We start from the raw sequence: 17,073 nt of genomic DNA on the forward strand, positions 1-17,073 counted from the left end.
GCGACTTGTCTACCAGCGTTAAGGGGAGGCGGTAAGGTCGCGAATGTGACAGCAAAAAGCAATTGTCATGGGCGCGCTTACTGATTGTGACACTGTGACTCAATCCAGACGCAGAGAGCGTACTAGTAAATCGGAATCGTGCCCGCAGGTGGCGTTTTCGCAAGCAGGCATGGGGTTTGCAATCGACCCTCGCATGGAACACGCATGGAAACACCGAGGTCCGCCGCAAGCCGTACTGGTCGACACACCGGCTAGATTGCATCTAGGTTTCCTTGATGTCAGTGGGTCTTTGGGACGGCGGTTCGGCAGCCTGGGTTTGAGCATCGAAGGCATTCGCACCCGTCTGCGTGTTCGCCACGCAGCGCAGGTGACCGCCGACGGTCCGGCTGCGGAGCGTGCCAAGACCTTCGCGCAGCGCATGCTCGATAGCATGAACCTGTCGCAGGGCGTCGACGTGGTGGTCGATTCGGCGATACCGGATCATATGGGCCTGGGTTCGGGCACGCAGATGGCGTTGGCTGTCGGTCATGCGGTATCGGCGCTGTACGGTCTCGGTCTTTCCACACGCGAGATCGCGTCGCGCATGCAGCGCGGCAAGCGCTCGGGGATCGGCATCGGTGCGTTCGACCAGGGCGGGTTCCTGGTCGACAGCGGCGTCGGCGATGATGGCGTGGTACCGCCGGTCACGGCGCGCCTGGCGTTTCCCGAGGACTGGCGCGTGCTGCTGATCATGGATGCGCGCGCCAAAGGCCTGCACGGTAAACAGGAGGTCGACGCGTTTCGTCGACTGGACCCGTTTCCACGCGAGTTGGCGGCCCACCTGTGCCATCTGACCTTGATGCAGATCCTGCCTGGGGTGCAGGAACAGCGGTTTGCCGCAGTATGCGATGGTATCGCTGAACTGCAACGCCTGGTCGGCGATCATTTCGCGCCGGCCCAGGGCGGGCGCTTCACCAGCCCCGAGGTTGCCGATGCGCTGGCCTGGGCAGAGCAGTCAGGTTATAGCGGCGTCGGCCAAAGCTCATGGGGGCCGACCGGCTTCGTGTTGTTGCCCGATGCCGAAACCGCACTGCGTATGCTCGTCGAGGCCCGCCAGCGTTACGGCGAGTTGTCACCGTTGCGTTTCAGCGTGACCCAGGCATGCAACACCTGTAGTCGGGTGTCGGCGCAAGCCGCATTGGATGTTCGTAAGGAAATGCGTTAACGATGTCGAAACCCACCATTCTGCACATGCTGACCCCGGCCGAGAATCTCAGCCCGTTCGACGTGAACATGGCTGTCGATGCGGGTTGGCAGCACTGCTTTTCTTATACGGGTATCAGCGAAGGTGATGTAACAGCACTCACGCAGGATGCCATTTTCTCGCGTGGTCCCAGTGGCGTTAAACGCACCGGCCTGTTTCTTGGCGGGCGCGATATCCATGCGGCAATGAATATGTTGGACGCAGCGCGCAAGGCAATGGTGCCGCCGTTCGAGGTGTCGGTTTTTGCCGATCCCAGCGGTGCGTTCACGACCGCCGCCGCGATGATCGCCTGTGCCGAAAAACACTATCGAAAGCTCACCGATGACTCCTTGTCTGGCAAGACCGCCGTGGTGTTTGGCGGCACCGGCCCGGTCGGCATGACGGCGGCGATGATGGCGCAACAGTCGGGCGCGAATGCCTTGATCGTCAGTCATGAAGGTCTGGACAAAGCCCAAAGAATTGCCGACGAATGCAACGAACGTTATGCGGTGTCGATCAAGGGCGCCGACGGTAGTTCCGATTCCAAGATCGAGGCCCTGCTTAACGAAGCCGATCTGGCATTCAACGCGGCCAAGGCGGGCGTGCAGGTTCTCAAGAAAGAACACCTGGCCGCTGCGCACCGGGTGAAGGTGCTGTGTGATGTGAACGCGGTGCCGCCCGAGGGTATTGCCGGCGTCGGCGTGATGGACGACGGCAGCGAAGTACCCGGTATGTCGAACGGAGCGGTCGGTATCGGCGCACTGGCAGTCGGCAACGTGAAGTACCAGACGCAGCGGGCGCTGCTGGTGCAGATGATCGAAACCGACAAACCGGTCTATCTCGATTTTCTCGCAGCATTGGAAACGGCACGTGCACAAGCCTGACGCCGACCCGCAGGGTACGACCGTTATCATCGGCAACAGCGTGCGTTACCTCGCACAGTCGGCGTATGCCGCCGGCGATGCGGTGGTTGGCATCGATGCCTTCAACGATATCGACATGCAGGCGGCCTGCCGACGCGCGGTGCAGGCTGCCGCGATGACGGCTTCGGCGTTGGCCACTGCGTTCAAACCGTTGATTCTCGAACAGTCGCCGGCAAGTCCCTTGTCATGGGTGTATACCAGCGGCTTCGAGCCGGACGCGGAGGTCTTGGCCCAGTTGCATCGCCGTGCGCCGGGTATGCTCGGCAATGAAGCCAAGGTGATGCAGGTGCTGGCCGACCCGATTCGGCTGTTCCGCCTGCTCGACACCCTGGCGATCGCCTATCCGCAAACACATTCGATTGCGCCCAAAGACACCAGTGACTGGTTGTTCAAACCGGCGGGTGGCTATGGCGGTGTCGGCATCAAGCCGGCCAGCGCTGTGCCGCGTGGCGAGCCCGGTGGGTACTTTCAGCAGCGTATCAATGGTCCTTTGTGGTCGTTGTTGTTTGCTGCCGATGGCCGGGATGTTGCGGTGATCGGATTCAATCGATTGACGGTCAATGATGCCGCAGCCGGCGATTACCGTTTCTCGACGGCGATCGGCGGACTGCGTCCGCCCGAGGCGGCGCGAGAGGCGATGGTGTTGGCGGCGCAGCGGTTGACCAAGAGCCTCACCTTGCGCGGCGTGAACGGCATCGACTTCGTACTCGACGGCGACCATGCATTGCTACTCGATATCAACGCGCGCCCGCCGGCAACCCTCGAGTTGTACGAACAGGTTCTGCCCGATGGTGGGTGGCAGACACATCTTGCGGCCTGCAAAGGCGAGTTGCCCGAGGAGTTCCCCTTTGATCAGCGCGTGCGCGGTATGCAGGTGATGTATTGCGAACACGCACGTTCCTTGGCGGCCTTCGAGTGGCCGCAAGGGGTGACCGATCTGCCGCCTCCCGGAACGCAACTGCACCCGGACATGCCCTTGTGCACGGTACACGCCGAAGCGAGCAGTGAGGCGGTGGTACGGCGTGAGCTGTACCGGCTTGCACACGAGGTCCGTCGCCAGGTTGTCAGCCATTCCGAGGCGGCGGCCTGATATGGCGGGTCAGATGTCTTCGATCAACCAACGTGGCATCGAACTGAGCGATGCGCTGATCGCCGATGCCTCGGCGCTGCGCGTCCGGGTCGAGCAGCTTGCCAACGGCACCCGTATCGTGGACGCAGGCATCGACTGCGTCGGCGGTGTCGAGGCCGGGCGGCGCATTGCCGAGATCTGCATGGGTGGTTTGGGCAGCGTTTCGTTCAGTGCGGCCGGTCCAGTGGAAGACTGGGCAGCCAATCTGTGCGTGCACAGTACCGACCCGGTGTCGGCCTGCCTCGGTAGTCAGTACGCCGGTTGGAGCCTGTCGCACGGCGAAGGCAAGCAGGCATTTCATGCGCTGGGCTCGGGGCCTGCGCGGATACTGGCCAAAAAAGAGAAATTGTTCGACGAACTCAATCTGGATGAAAGCGCCGACAGAACGGTGTTGGTTCTGGAGGTCGATGCTTTGCCTCCGGTGGAACTCGCCGACAAGATCGCCGCGACCTGCGGCGTTGCCGCCGAGGCGCTGACCTTGATACTGACACCCACGCGCAGCCTCGCCGGCACCACCCAGGTGGTGGCCCGTGTGCTCGAAGTGGCGTTGCACAAGGTGCACGAACTGCATTTTCCCTTATCGCGCGTCGTCGATGGCGTAGGCTCTGCACCCTTGCCGCCGCCCGCACCCGACTTCGTCACGGCGATGGGCCGCACCAACGATGCGATCCTGTTCGGCGGTCAGGTGCATCTGTACGTGGATGCGCAGGATGACGATGTGCGTGCATTGGCCGATGCCTTGCCGAGCAGTGCGTCGCGCGACTACGGCCGACCGTTTGCCGAGGTGTTCAAGGCCTACGAGTACGACTTCTTCAAGATTGACCCGATGCTGTTCAGCCCGGCCCGGGTGAGCGTGACCAATATGGCCAGTGGCAATTCCTTCCGCGCGGGATCGATCGATCATGCGCTGCTTGCCACGGCATTCGGAATCGCCCAATGACCTTACGCATTGCCATCGTTACGGATGAGCCGGGCTGGCATGGCCGCAAGTTGCGCCAGGCATTCGCCGCCAGGGGTGCGCAGTCGCGTACGGTATCGTTGACCGATGCGCAGATTCGTCTGGACGATCGCACGACGCTATGCCTTGAAGGTTTCGAAAACCGGTTGCCCGATGCGGTGTTCGTACGTGGTGTGCCCGGCGGCAGCCTCGAAGAGATCGTGTTCTACCTCAACGTGTTGCACGGATTGCATGATCTCGGTGTGGTCGTCTACAACGACGGCCGGGCGATCGAGCGCTCGGTCGACAAGAGCCTGACCAGCATGCGCCTGCAGATGGCCGGTTTGCCGGTACCGACGACCTGGATATGCCGCGATGAAGCGCAGGCGCAAACGGTCGTGCGCGAGCATGCGCGTGCGGAGTCGCCGCTGATCTGTAAACCGCTGTTCGGTTCTCAGGGTATCGGCATTCAGCGTGTCGAGAGCGAAGAGAATCTGCCATCAGCGGATGAGATCAATCACGTCTGGTACCTGCAGACCTTCGTCGGTGCGGATCTGCAGCACGCCTGCGATTGGCGGGTATTCGTTGTCGGCGGCAAAGCGGTGGCGGCGATGCGGCGCACGGCACCCGGTTGGTTGGCCAACGTCGCACAAGGCGGTGCCTGCCATGCAGCGCTGCCCGAAGGCGAACCGGCACGCCTCGCCGAGGCGGCGGTACAGTGTCTCGACATGTCCTATGCCGGCGTCGATCTGATACAGGATGCGAGCGGCACCTGGTGGGTGATCGAGGTCAACAGCATTCCGGCATGGTACGGCTTGCAGAAGACCACCCATATCGACATCGCCGGATTACTCGCCGACGATCTTCTCGCGTGCTGTGCGGCGACCTGCCGCAACGGGGTCGCGCAGTGACTCGGCCGAGCAGCGAAACCCTGGCGAACATCTACTATGAAGCCTGCGTGATGGACGTCAAGGCATTGAAGCCTGGCAACGTCTCGCTGTCGTCGCCGGGTCATGGCATGCAGGGCGGTGATTTTCTGTTGAGCGCCGCCGTCAGCGCCGCCATCCTGGCGAAACCGGAATCAACGCTTGGCGAGCGCATTCTCAATGCAGTGGTCGCAACGCGCGAAGCGGTGGCCTGCAACACCAACCTAGGCATCGTGTTGTTGTGTGCGCCGCTGTTGCAGGCACGATTGCAGCATCCGGACAGCGATCTCTCGGCAGCCGTCGAGCAGATCATTGCGGACAGTACCCAGGACGATTGCGCAGCGCTCTATCAAGCCATTCGCGTGGCATCGCCCGGTGGGCTCGGCGACGTCGATGCCTATGACGTTAACGATGACTCGCCGCCGGCAACGATCCTGCAAGCAATGCGCGCCGCCGCCGGACATGACGTGATAGCCGCCTTGTATGCCTCGGGTTTTCGCGCCCTGTTTGACGACTATGTCGATTACCTGGCGCGCTCGCTGCGCAATCACAATGACCTTGAGCATGCGGTGACCGACCTGTTCCTCTACCTGCTCGCCAATACGCCGGATACCCATATCCGGCGAAAACAGGGCAGGCAGGCAGCACAGCGTGTATGCGAACTGGCCAAGCGTGCGCGCCGCCATTACGCCGAGGCACCGGATGGTGCTTCTGCATTGCATGTGCTTATCGATCTCGACAACCAGCTCAAAAGCGAAGGGCTGAACCCAGGAACCAGCGCCGACTTGTGTGTTGCGGCGCTGGTGATTTTCCGTCTGCAACAGCAGGTACAACCAGAAGCCGGGGCAACCCGGATTGAAGCGTGGGCACCAAAGCCGTCCGTCGCCTCGGTGACACGCCTATCGACACGCCACAATGACGAAGGAGAATTGAAATGGCAGTGATTACGCAAACCTTAGTAGGGGAGTCCTTGGTCGGTGACGGTAACGAAGTTGCCCACATCGACCTGATTATGGGGCCGCGCGGTTCGGCCGCCGAGACGGCGTTCTGCAACGGTCTGGTCAACAACAAAGATGGTTTCACATCGCTGTTGGCCGTGGTTGCACCGAACCTGCCTTGTAAGCCGCACACGATGATGTTCAACAAAGTGACCATCAAGGGTGCCAAGCAAGCGGTACAGATGTTTGGCCCGGCTCAGCGCGGTGTCGCCATGGCGGTCGCCGATTGTCTGGAAGATGGCACCATCCCGAAAGATGAAGCCGACGACGTATTCATTTGCGTCGGTGTGTTCATCCACTGGGAAGCGGAAGACGACGCCAAGATCCAGGACTACAACTACGAGGCCACCAAGCAGTCGATCAAGCGCGCCGTTGCCGGCACGCCGACTCCGGACGAGGTCATTTCAGGCAAGAGCAGCAACGAGCATCCGTTCGCAGCCCATTCCTGATCCCAGCGCAGTGGGGCATTCGTGCCCCACTGGTTCCGCCTGACCGGAGGTTGCCATGCAATGCCTCGAATGTGGTGCCGATTGTGATCGGCTGGACAACGAGCACCTGATCGCCTGCAGCGGATTGACACTGCAGGAGTATGCGATCCGTCACTGCCTGCCGTTGGACCTGGTCGTGCATGCCGATCAGATCAATCAGGCGGATGATGCTGAGGCATACGATGCGCCGCGCGCCTGTCCGGGTGAGGAAGCGCGCACCGCGTTGCAGGGTCTGCGATGGGCCGGCCTGATCTGCAACGAAGGTGAGTTCTCGGAAGTCCGCGGAGAGATCAGGCGACTCGACATGCTGCTGTGGTTGCGCGAACAGTTGCACGACTATGGTTTTCAATTCCGTCAGGACTACACCTACAGTCCCGATACCCATCGGGTCGTTGCGCGCAACTGCGTGCGGGTGCCGACGGCGAACCTGAAAGGATCACGTCATTGGGCGGTGCCCGAGCCTCCGCCTGATTTTCTCGATTGCCTGGCGATCTATTTTGCGCATCAGGCTGAATGGCACAACGGTTACCTGTTTATGCCGTTCGACAATGTCGAGCATGCCCAGCTGGTTGCTGAAACCCTGTTGCGCGAGCACGGCATTGCAAGCCATAGCCTGGACGCGGTGATGGCCGGTGGCCGGCTGCTGCGCAGCAAACAGCCGCGGGATGCCGATGCCTTGTTGGCGTTGCTTGCGTCGCGCTTGCAAGAGATTCCGTCGGCGTGGGAGCGATTCCATCAAACCACGCCGGTCACCAGTGTGAGCAAGGAACTGGTTTTCGATGCCGCACATTTCATTATCGATCATCCGGCCAAGTGTTCCAATCTGCACGGCGGACGTTATGTCCTGCATGTCGAGGTGCGCGACCGTATCGATCCGGTCACCGGCTGTGTCGTTGACTATGGCTACCTTAAGCGCGTCGTCAACCAACAGGTCGTCGATCGTTTTGATCATCACAATCTGAACTATGCTGCGCCCGAACTCGCCTGGCGTTCGAGTACCGAGATGCTGTGCGTACATATCTGGGAGTGTCTGATCGATTATCTCCCCGGTCTGGCGTCGTTGCGTCTGTATGAGACGACCCAGTCGTGGTGCGATTACACGGGGCCGACTTTGGAAGCCTGCATGGCGCAGGGGTCCGATCCCGTCCTACATCCGTTCGACCGCATCGATCCGCATGACGGTCGAAGACGAGGCCTGATAGCCGGAGGACCGGCCTTGCGGGCAGTGGCCGGCAATGAGGTCAGGTGATCCGTTGCACGTCGTTCGCGCGCAAGCTGCCGTCATGCAGCGCGCTGGCGACCAGCACGCCGCTTGCACCGGCTGCGGCACACTGTTCCAGATCGCGCGCATTTCGGACACCACCGGCCAGGTAACAGCGATGGCCGGGCGCTTGCGACTGCCACCGTTGCAACAGGCTCAGATCAGGACCGCTCGCGCTGCCGACACGGTCCAGGTTCATCAGAATCAAGTCCTGCGGCAGATCCTCAGGCGCGGCCTGGGTCAGCCCGGCAGGGTCGCAATACCGTCCCTTGAGGCTGTCGATCGACAGCACGCTGTCGCGCGGTGGCGGGTGAGTCGCCTGCCAGCTCTCCGTGCCGACGACAGGTCGCGCACGCCAATCGCCACGGAACTGCTCGACGCCGGCGGCGTTGCGGAATCCAGCATCCACCCAGGCCTGCATCGCCGGGTGCTCGCCAAGGGCTTGCTCGATCAGCGCACGGTTGTCGCCGCGCCCGCTGATCGCGTCGAGGTCTGCAAAATAACAAAGGAGAAAGCCGAACCTCTCGCTGAGGTTGCGTACCAACGACGGGACATCACCGTCGTCGCACAACGGACTGCGCAACCGTTGATAGGTGTCGCGTTGCCCGTAACGGGCATGTACCGCGAAGCCGTTGGATAGATCGATGACAGGGATGACGATCAAGGAGATGCGATGCGGGTCTTTGTCTTTGAATATGTGACCGGCGGCGGTTTTGCCGGTCAGAAGATGGTAGCAGGGCTGACGGAAGAGGGCGACATGATGTTGGCCGCCGTGGTACGTGATCTCACGGCGCTTGCAGATGTCGACGTCATGATCTGCCGCGATCGCCGCCTGGCGCTGCCGCCGTTGCCGCTCGAGGTGCACTGGGTAGACGATGACTGGGGGCCGATCTGGGCGGCATGCCTGCAACGTGCGGATGCCGTGTTGCCGATTGCGCCCGAAACCGGCGGGATACTCGAATCGCTGTGTCACGATGTCGAGGCCGCGGGCAAATTGCTGCTCAACAGCCGACCGAGCGCAGTGGCATTGACCGCGAGCAAACAGCGCACGATCGAACACCTGGGTGCGCACGGTTTGCCGGTTGTGCAGAGCTGGCGCGCACACGAGTTTCCCGGTGTGGCGCTGCCGACCTTGGTGGTCAAGCCGGATGACGGTGTCGGCTGCAAGGACATCCACCTGTTCGGCGACGACCGCGGTCTGTACGACTTCTTGCTGGAACAGCCCAAACCGGAAACCTGGTTGGTGCAGCCGCATGTCCCCGGCCTATCGGGCAGCCTTTCGCTGCTGGTGGGCGACACCAGCGTCTGCCTGCTTGGCTGCAATCTGCAACGGATCGCGCAGGTCGACGACGGCTTCCTGCTGCTGGGCTGCATCATCAACGGCTACGAGGGCTCACGTCCGGAGCTGCTGGAGCTGGGAAAACAGGTCTGCCGGGCCATCCCCGGCCTGTGGGGCTACGTGGGTATCGACCTGATCATCAGTGAGAATGGCCCTGTCATTCTCGAGGTAAATCCCCGCCTGACGACCTCTTATGTTGGATTGAGCCAGTCAATCGGCGAAAATGTAGCGGCCATGTTGTTGCAGCTCAGCGAAAATCCCGAACATCTCGAGGCGATTCCCCCGCAGCGGGAATGCGTGCACGTCGATCTGGAGATGGGCCGTGTCGCCTGATCCGAACGTCGTTGGATGGGATATCGGCGGCGCCCACCTCAAGCTCGCCTGCTTCACTGCAGACGGCATGTTGTGCAAGGTCATCGAAAAGCCGACACCGATCTGGCAGGGGCTCGATACCCTGCAACGTGCGATCGACGACATCGAACAACAGGTGTCGCTGAAGGGCTGCACGCATTACCTGACGATGACGGCCGAGCTGGCCGACCTGTTCGACGACCGGGCACAGGGCGTCGTCGAGATTGTCGACCTGGTGCGGCAGCGGTTTCCCGGAGCCTTGATTCGGGTCTTCGCCGGGCAGCAGGGGTTTGTTGATGCGCGCGATGTGGGCGGGCAGGTGGTCGCAATCGCATCGGCCAACTGGATGGCGACGGCCAAGTTTGTCGCAGCCTGTGTGCCGGATGCCTTGCTCGTCGATATCGGCAGTACAACGACCGATCTGGTGTTGTGCCGCCATGGTGACCTGGACTGCCGCGGCTATAGCGACAAAGCGCGTCTGGCCAGCGGCGAGCTGGTGTATTCGGGCGTGGTGCGCACACCGCTGATGGCCGTGGTAACCGAGATACCGTTCGCCGGCGATTGGCTGGCCACGGCCAATGAGCACTTCGCTACCTTGGCGGATGCCTATCGGATCATTGGCGCGCTGCCGCAGGATGTGGATCTGCACCCGACGGCAGACGGTCGCGACAAGAGCGTAAGCTCCAGCATGCGTCGTCTGGCAAGGATGGTGGGTTGTGATCTGGCCGATGGCAGCACCGCGGCCTGGACCGAGGCAGCGCACTTTGTTGTTGAGCGCCACACCGACAGCCTGCTCAAGGCACTACGGCGTCAGCTCAGTCGCAACCCGCAAGCGGACTACCCGCTGGTGGGCGCCGGTGCCGGCCAGTTCCTGGTCGAGCGACTGGCCGGACTCACCGGACGCGCGTACATTCCGATTCAGGATCTGCCGGGTTTGGACCCGTCGGATGACAAGATCTCAGTCTGCGCGCCGGCGGTTGCGGTCGGCAAACTCGGCATGATGGAGCCCATGGCATGTGCCTGCTGACACAGCTTCCTTACCATCGCGACAGCGCACGCCTGTTCGCTGCGATCGCCGATCACCCGTGGGCGGTGTTTCTCGACAGCAGCCATCCGATGACCCAGTCGGGACGCTACGACATTCTCGCAGCCGATCCGTACATAACCTTGGCGACCTTCGGTGATGTCACACACATCGAATCGGCAGACGGCATCAGCGAGCGTCGCGACGATCCGTTCGCCCTGGTGCGCGAGGTGCTGGGCGACACGGTAAGCAACGATACCGGTTTGCCGTTTTGTGGCGGTGCCATCGGCTGGTTCGGCTACGATCTGGGGCGTCGTGTCGAGCGATTGCCGGCGCTGGCCGCAGATGTCGAACAGCTACCGGAGATGGCGATCGGTATCTACGATTGGGCTGTGGTTGTCGATCACCGTCGCGCGCAAAGCTGGCTGGTCGGACAGGGAAGGGACCCTGCCACCCGGCGCAACTGGTGGTCGTTGTTGCAACGCTTTCGGCGTCCCGCATCGCCTGCCAATACCACGCCTTTCCGCATCACAGGGCCGGTACGCTCGAACATGGATCGCGCGGCCTACGGCAAGGCGTTTGAACACATCAAACAATACATACGCGACGGAGACTGCTACCAGGTCAACTTCGCCCAGCGCTTTGCCGCGCCGGCCCAGGGCGACGGCTGGCATGCCTATGAACAGCTTCGCCGACTGAATCCGGCGCCGTTTGCGGCGTTCGTCAACTCGCCCTATGGGCAGGTACTCAGCTCGTCGCCGGAACGCCTGCTGCGCCTGCATGGCGACACCGTCGAGACCCGGCCGATCAAGGGTACGCGCGCACGCGGCGACACCCCCGAGGGCGATTCGGCGCTGGCACAGGAACTGGCGAACAGCACCAAGGATCAGGCCGAGAACCTGATGATCGTCGACCTGCTGCGCAACGACATCGGTCGCGTATGCGAACCGGGAACCGTCAAGGTGCCGCAGCTGTTCAAGGTCGAGAGCTATGCGACGGTGCATCACCTGGTCAGTACGATTACGGGCAGGCTGGCGCAGGGCGAAGACGCAATGTCGTTGTTGCGTGCCTGTTTTCCGGGCGGCTCGATCACCGGCGCACCGAAGATCCGCGCGATGGAGATCATCGAAGAGCTGGAACCGAACCGGCGTGGTCTCTATTGCGGCTCTATCGCCTACATCGGCTTCGATGGCGCGATGGATGCCAACATCACCATCCGGACCCTGGTCTACAATCAGGGCCTGATCCGCTGTTGGGCCGGCGGCGGCATCGTGCATGATTCCGATGTCGATGCCGAGTACCAGGAAACCTTCGACAAGGCGGCGGCCATGCTACGTCTGTTGCAGAGCGAACGATTTGCCGATGTGGGTGGTTAAGCTCGGCGGCAGCCTGTTCGACTCGCAATACCTGGTGGAGTGGTTGCAAGCCCTGGCCGATTCCGAGCACGAATCCGTTGTCGTCCCCGGCGGTGGACCGTTTGCCGATCAGGTGAGGGCGGCACAATCGCGCTGGCGCTTCTCTGACAAGGTTGCGCATCGCATGGCGCTAACGGCTATGCGCCAGATGGGTGAGCTGATGTGCGGCTTGCATCCGGATTTCGTCGGTTGTGATTCGGTCGCTGCGCTACAAGCCGCGCAGTCGGCCAAGCGGATTCCGGTCTGGTATCCCGAGGCGATGGCGGGCGAGGCACCGGACGTTCCCCAGGACTGGTCGGTGACGTCCGACAGTCTCGCTCTCTGGTTGGCTCAGCAACTCGGGGCCGAAGGTGTGCTGTTGGTTAAATCCGCACCGCTCAGTGACCCGGCAAAACCGCTTGCCGATCTTCAACACGACGGATTGATCGATGCGGCAGCCGATCGATTCATTGCTGCCTTGGCGTGTCCGGTGTTGCTGGTACATCGAAGTGACAGCGCGCGACTCGATCATGTGCTCGACACCCTAGACCGGCCCGCGATGAGGCTTGTCGGTTAAGCGCTACTCAGACTTCGCGAACCTCGAACGACTGTGCATTGAACTGGGTGCAGACGAAGTCGACGCAGCGTGCGACATCGAAGGCCTTGCATGAGTACACATCGAGGGTGAAGAAGCGCGAGGCCGACCAGGTATACAGCGAGCAGCCGGATTCCGCCCACGCCTGAAAGCCGCCGACGCCATGATGCAGATCGCTGACGGCGTCCGGTGAAAATACCAGTGTTTCGGCAATGCGGGTCATGCCGAGGTGGTCGGTCAGCCCCGCCAGGAAATTGCGCACGCAGTGCTCGTCCATCGTCTGCAATTCGTAGAATCCTTCGATGATGAGACGTTGCCGACGGATGTCGGGGCAGATCACAGTTGATTCACTGCCAGGTTGTCGCGCCGGTGCGGCGCCTGGTGTGCATGGATGGCATCCCTTACTGCCGCGATGGCCTGAGAATCCACCGCCGTGTGACGTTCGCCTCGGCACAGCGCACCGCGGAAACCCAGATAGCCCGGCCGCAGTGGCAAGAGCTGGGGGATATCGTCCCGACGCAGGCCGCCGGCCAAACCGCACAGCAGACCGCGTGCGTTTACACGTTGAACAAACTGACGAATCTTGGCGAGCGGCCAGACCTCGGTCAGTCGGCCGCGATGCTTGTCTGCCGTATCGAGCATGATGCCTGCACAGCCAGCGTCGGCCAGCATCGACAACAGCGGTAATGGATCGAAGCGGTCGATGAAGCAGACAGCGACCAAGCGGTGTCGCTGCGCCAGTTCGCCGATCACGGCGGTTTGCGATCGCAGTTGTTGCTCGCTGAACACGCCGAACTTGACGTAGTCGACACCGCAGTCGGCGATGCGGCTGATTGCGCGTCGCAACTGGTGGATGCCGGACGCAATATCGCCGCTGGTTGCACTCACCGGACGGCGACCGCCAACGTATTCCACGATGAGCCGGATCGTTTCGGTGTCGAGTGCGCCGAGCGCCCCGCGAGTGGGGTCTTTGCAGTCGATCAGGTCGGCGTTACCTTGCAAGGCCTGCGCGGCTTCGTCGACCGAACAGACGCTGGCCAACATTCCGGTCATGCACAATCCTTGCGGTGCGCCTCTACGCTCTGCATCAACCATTGCCATGCTTCGAGTTCCTTATCACCGGCGGTTTTGTCGATCGCGATCTTCAGGTACTCGATCTCACGGTCGACCTTGTCTGCCGACAACATACCTAAACGGCTCACCAGGATCGCGAGTTCAAGCACCGCAGCTTGAGCGCGATTGTATCCGGAAAACGGACGGTGATTGACCTCGTGGACAACGTCACAAAACAGGCGCGGACGTTGTTTATCGTCCTCGACCTTCGCCAGCTTCAGTTCGCGGTGTGCGAGCACGCCGGCCAGCCGCCATCCGGGCACCTCGTCACATGCTTCGAGCGGCCAGTCGCGTCGCCCGGTCAGGCAACCCGCATAGATACGCACATCGTCGGTCGTGTTGATACTGGCGTGGTGCTCGCGCAGCAGATTGTCCAGCGTGCGCGATGGCTTGAACGGGGCAATCAGCCACTGCTGCTCGCGTTGGCGCAGTCCCATCGGCGCAATGTGCGCCGTACCGTCTTCGTTGCGTGTGACCAGCAGTATTTCGTGGATCCGTTCACTCATCGGGCTGCTCAATGCACCACGAGTTCGCTGCCGAGCGTTTCTTGCATCTGATCGCCGCTGAGTTTGAAGGCCTCCATGTCGACCAGATGATAGCGATCGAAATAGTTACCGATCGAGCGTTCAATGTCGGTCGAGAACTCGGGCGCCACGGCATGCGTCTTGCCGAAACAATTGCGTGTGACCCGGCCGTGCTCGACGACCTTCTGCCCGTCCTTAAACAGCAGGTGCGCACGCGCGAACATCGCCGCCTTGTCGTCCTGTTCTTCGTACACCGCGATATCGGCGACGGCACCGGGTGCAAGATGGCCGCGGTCGGCAAGTCCAAGCAACCTGGCCGGTGCGGCGCGCGTCATGATGGCGATGTCGTTGAGATCGTATTCGCGGTCGAGATGACGCAGCAGGCAGATATCCGCGGCCTCGGCGTTGATATCCGACAGCCAACGGTTGCGGTAGTCGCGGTCCATCAACAGCCGGAACAATTCCGGGTAGGCGGTGAACGGTGCGCCGTTCGGGTGGTCGGTGGTGAAGAACAGCCGCCAGGGATCGTCCGCCAGCAGGAACAGCTCGAGCCCGATTGCCCACTGCAGGGCGTTGACGAAGTTTCGCTGGCGGTACTTGAACGGCACGATACCGCCGCCACCGTCCTCGCTCTCCCAAATCACCCACTTGTTCGGATTGGCGATGCCGCGTGCTTCGAACTGGCGCAATACGTCGCCCGAGATCGTCACCGTCTGGCCGAACAGTACCTGGCCTACATCCATCGTGATGTTGGCATGCGCATTGAATTTGTCGGCCAGCGCACTGGCGCCGGACGAGAAGCCGCGATCGCCTTCATCGCCGTAGCCATAGAACTGTACGTGGGCGAGGTGCATCGGCAGACCGTCGGCCGCGTCGATGGTGTTCAACGCCGTCTGCACGTTGCCGGCGACGCCGAGATTGTTGCAATGGACATGCACCGGATGCGCGATACCCAGCTGCACCACGGCACGCTGCACGGCGTTGAGGATCGTGCGTGAGCTGACGCCGTACATCGGCACCTCTTCATCGAGGCTCATGTGACGTTGATTGAACTTGAAGGCCGTAGCACCGCCGGCGTTGATCACCTTGACCCCAAGGCACTGGGTCGCATGGATGACCCAGCCGATATAGTCGGTGACCTGCTGCGGGTCGGCGCGATCGCGCAGAAGACGCAGCAGAAAGTCGTCGTTGCCGACGATCGCCAAGCCTGCTTTGTCGATGATCGGGATGTCGGCCAGTTCGGCATGCGCCTGCGCAGCGTTGATCGGCAACACCGCAGGCTCGACCACAAAGGTGAATCCCATCTCGGCATAGCGATAACCGGTGTCGAAGGTCGACCACTTGGCGCCGGCGAACGGCAGGCGCGCATAACGTGCGCGTTCGGCGAGGTGTTGTTCGGGCAGCAGCGCGCGTGCGGTGTTGACGTTGCCACCGGCGATATGGCTGTGGATATCGATTGCGCCAGCCATCACGATCTTGCCGCGCAGATCGATCGTCGCATCAGCCTCGCGTGGATCTTGCGGGGGTTCGCAGATCAGGCCGTCGCGAAACCAGATATCGGTGACTTCGCCATTGACGTTGTTGGCCGGGTCGAACACCCGACCGCCCGTGAGTCTAGTCAGCATCGGCTACACCGTTCGCGAAGTGGTTGGCTGCGATCTGTCGACACAGATCGAGCGAACCCGGTAGACCGCTGTCGACGATCGATGTCAGCGGGACCATCCGCAGACCGTCGGCGCGATGGATGAAACCCGCACGCTGCACGCCGGGTACGGAGACCGGCAGGAAGACCTCCGGTGGTTGGTCGGCGAACGCCATTGCCGGATGACCGATCACGATAGTGGGCTGCTCGACCGCCGGTGGCCGCTGCTCACTGAGGCTGCCGACCCAGACCATGAGGTCCGCTTCGCCGTCGGCCAACAGGCGCGCCGCGGCGTTGCGTTGCAGGTCTTGCTGCGGATAGCCACGATTGAACGCCGTGCGGATACCGAAGCCGTTGTGCCAAGCGGCGACCATCTGTGCCGACACGCTGCCGATATCACCACCGAGCAGCAGCAGTGCGGCCCGCCGTTCATGGCTGAGGTCGCGTACCAGGCCGCTTGCGGCGCGCAGCACCAGTTCTGTGGATTCGTTGTCGACAGCGCCGATCAGGATCACCGGATAACGTGCGTCGGCCATCTTGCGGTGCAGGCGTCGGGCGTCTTCGGAGGCATCGGGCAGCGGACGCTGGTGGAACAGGGCGCGTACTTCACCCAGGATCGATACCCGCTTATCGGCGAGCGTGACGACCTCGGCCGGTTGCTCTGCATGCAGACGACCATTGGCCGAGAACAGCTTCTCCTGCAATCGAGGATGGGTCTCGTCGAGCCGGTTGGCGACGATGACGATCAGGTCGGCGCGGTTGCGTACCTCGCCGAGGCTGGTGATCTGCCACCCGCTGTCCTGCAGCACGCTCAGTTGCTCGGCGATGGTGTCGCCCGAACGGTGATCGACCACGCCGCCGAAACAGGCCGCCAGGTGCAGCGCGGCGCGGCAGTCTTGCAGATCGCCGACCAGGCCGTGGATCACCGGAAGGCGGGCGTTCTGCAGTAACTGCCTGGCATGCTCGACCGCCTCGTCGAGCGTGCAATCGCGACCCTTGATCTGTGGATGCGCTTGGCCGTTCGACAGCGCGGTGTTGAACCCCGTTACGGCCCTGCGGCATGGAATCTGCTCAGTGGACAAAGGGGTGTTGTGTACCGGCCGTGACAAATCGTCACAGGCCAGCGCGCAAAACGGGCAGGCGATCGTCGCACGGCCGTTCACAGCAGGGCTCATCGTGGTGTTATCGTCGGTTGCGGACATGATGC

18 protein-coding genes are annotated in these 17,073 nt (G+C 62.0%); 12 read left to right on the forward strand and 6 right to left on the reverse strand.

Annotation, left to right across the window (positions count from 1 at the left end; all coding sequences use genetic code 11):
- Positions 1-169 precede the first annotated feature (169 nt).
- The 8 genes from B1781_RS11025 to B1781_RS11060 are packed head-to-tail and all read left to right on the forward strand — an operon-like array spanning position 170 to position 7,872.
- The gene (locus B1781_RS11025; RefSeq protein WP_334223967.1) at positions 170-1,204 is read left to right on the forward strand and encodes a beta-ribofuranosylaminobenzene 5'-phosphate synthase family protein; all 1,035 of its coding nucleotides are present in this window, start codon (positions 170-172) and stop codon (positions 1,202-1,204) included.
- A 2-nt stretch (positions 1,205-1,206) separates the two neighbouring features.
- Positions 1,207-2,106, forward strand: coding sequence for an NAD(P)-dependent methylenetetrahydromethanopterin dehydrogenase (locus tag B1781_RS11030; protein WP_078119722.1), 900 nt, complete (start codon positions 1,207-1,209; stop codon positions 2,104-2,106).
- Entirely contained in the window at positions 2,093-3,235 is a 1,143-nt protein-coding gene (locus B1781_RS11035; protein WP_078119723.1) for an ATP-grasp domain-containing protein, read from the forward strand. The genes B1781_RS11030 and B1781_RS11035 overlap by 14 nt, the downstream gene beginning before the upstream one ends.
- Before the next feature lie 13 nt (positions 3,236-3,248).
- Positions 3,249-4,214 (forward strand): methenyltetrahydromethanopterin cyclohydrolase, encoded by a 966-nt coding sequence (gene mch, locus B1781_RS11040; RefSeq protein ID WP_334223968.1) that lies wholly within the window; start codon positions 3,249-3,251, stop codon positions 4,212-4,214.
- On the forward strand, positions 4,211-5,122 hold the full coding sequence (locus tag B1781_RS11045; protein ID WP_078119725.1) for an ATP-grasp domain-containing protein: 912 nt from the start codon (positions 4,211-4,213) through the stop codon (positions 5,120-5,122). Before mch ends, B1781_RS11045 begins: the two co-directional genes overlap by 4 nt.
- Positions 5,119-6,081, forward strand: a complete 963-nt coding sequence (locus B1781_RS11050; RefSeq protein WP_164513342.1) for a triphosphoribosyl-dephospho-CoA synthase — start codon at positions 5,119-5,121, stop codon at positions 6,079-6,081. Before B1781_RS11045 ends, B1781_RS11050 begins: the two co-directional genes overlap by 4 nt.
- Positions 6,072-6,584, forward strand: a complete 513-nt coding sequence (fae, locus tag B1781_RS11055; protein ID WP_078119727.1) for a formaldehyde-activating enzyme — start codon at positions 6,072-6,074, stop codon at positions 6,582-6,584. The genes B1781_RS11050 and fae overlap by 10 nt, the downstream gene beginning before the upstream one ends.
- Positions 6,585-6,639: 55 nt before the next feature.
- A complete protein-coding gene (locus B1781_RS11060) occupies positions 6,640-7,872 on the forward strand; it encodes a 6-pyruvoyl trahydropterin synthase family protein (protein ID WP_078119728.1) in 1,233 nt (410 codons plus the stop codon).
- On the opposite strand, the gene B1781_RS23155 is transcribed toward B1781_RS11060, so the two are convergent.
- Positions 7,865-8,548, reverse strand: coding sequence for a HisA/HisF-related TIM barrel protein (locus B1781_RS23155; RefSeq protein ID WP_164513343.1), 684 nt, complete (start codon positions 8,546-8,548; stop codon positions 7,865-7,867). The two genes, B1781_RS11060 and B1781_RS23155, sit on opposite strands and share 8 nt — an antisense overlap.
- A gap of 9 nt (positions 8,549-8,557) precedes the next feature.
- Here B1781_RS23155 and B1781_RS11070 point away from each other — a divergent pair, with 9 nt between their 5' ends.
- The 4 genes from B1781_RS11070 to B1781_RS11085 are packed head-to-tail and all read left to right on the forward strand — an operon-like array spanning position 8,558 to position 12,569.
- Entirely contained in the window at positions 8,558-9,556 is a 999-nt protein-coding gene (locus B1781_RS11070; protein ID WP_125932028.1) for an ATP-grasp domain-containing protein, read from the forward strand.
- Positions 9,546-10,601, forward strand: a complete 1,056-nt coding sequence (locus B1781_RS11075) for a hydantoinase/oxoprolinase family protein (protein WP_164513344.1) — start codon at positions 9,546-9,548, stop codon at positions 10,599-10,601. The genes B1781_RS11070 and B1781_RS11075 overlap by 11 nt, the downstream gene beginning before the upstream one ends.
- Entirely contained in the window at positions 10,589-11,974 is a 1,386-nt protein-coding gene (gene pabB, locus B1781_RS11080; protein ID WP_078119731.1) for an aminodeoxychorismate synthase component I, read from the forward strand. The genes B1781_RS11075 and pabB overlap by 13 nt, the downstream gene beginning before the upstream one ends.
- Positions 11,961-12,569 carry an amino acid kinase family protein gene (locus tag B1781_RS11085; RefSeq protein WP_164513345.1) on the forward strand — a complete coding sequence of 203 codons (609 nt, stop codon included), beginning with the start codon at positions 11,961-11,963 and terminating at the stop codon, positions 12,567-12,569. Before pabB ends, B1781_RS11085 begins: the two co-directional genes overlap by 14 nt.
- A 7-nt stretch (positions 12,570-12,576) precedes the next feature.
- On the opposite strand, the gene B1781_RS11090 is transcribed toward B1781_RS11085, so the two are convergent.
- From B1781_RS11090 to B1781_RS11110, 5 genes are read right to left on the reverse strand one after another with little or no spacing between them, the layout of a single operon-like run.
- Positions 12,577-12,927 (reverse strand): S-adenosylmethionine decarboxylase, encoded by a 351-nt coding sequence (locus B1781_RS11090; protein WP_078119733.1) that lies wholly within the window; start codon positions 12,925-12,927, stop codon positions 12,577-12,579.
- Positions 12,924-13,640 carry a (5-formylfuran-3-yl)methyl phosphate synthase gene (locus B1781_RS11095; RefSeq protein ID WP_078119734.1) on the reverse strand — a complete coding sequence of 239 codons (717 nt, stop codon included), beginning with the start codon at positions 13,638-13,640 and terminating at the stop codon, positions 12,924-12,926. The genes B1781_RS11090 and B1781_RS11095 overlap by 4 nt, the downstream gene beginning before the upstream one ends.
- Positions 13,637-14,206 (reverse strand): DUF447 domain-containing protein, encoded by a 570-nt coding sequence (locus B1781_RS11100; RefSeq protein WP_078119735.1) that lies wholly within the window; start codon positions 14,204-14,206, stop codon positions 13,637-13,639. Before B1781_RS11100 ends, B1781_RS11095 begins: the two co-directional genes overlap by 4 nt.
- 8 nt (positions 14,207-14,214) lie before the next feature.
- Positions 14,215-15,849: a formylmethanofuran dehydrogenase subunit A gene (locus B1781_RS11105; protein WP_078119736.1), complete on the reverse strand. Its 1,635-nt coding sequence runs from the start codon at positions 15,847-15,849 to the stop codon at positions 14,215-14,217.
- A complete protein-coding gene (locus B1781_RS11110) occupies positions 15,839-17,068 on the reverse strand; it encodes a hypothetical protein (RefSeq protein ID WP_078119737.1) in 1,230 nt (409 codons plus the stop codon). The genes B1781_RS11105 and B1781_RS11110 overlap by 11 nt, the downstream gene beginning before the upstream one ends.
- Between the last annotated feature and the right edge of the window lie 5 nt (positions 17,069-17,073).

The organism is Thiosocius teredinicola, from assembly GCF_002009425.1.
GTDB classification, from domain to species: Bacteria; Pseudomonadota; Gammaproteobacteria; order Chromatiales; family Chromatiaceae; genus Thiosocius; species Thiosocius teredinicola.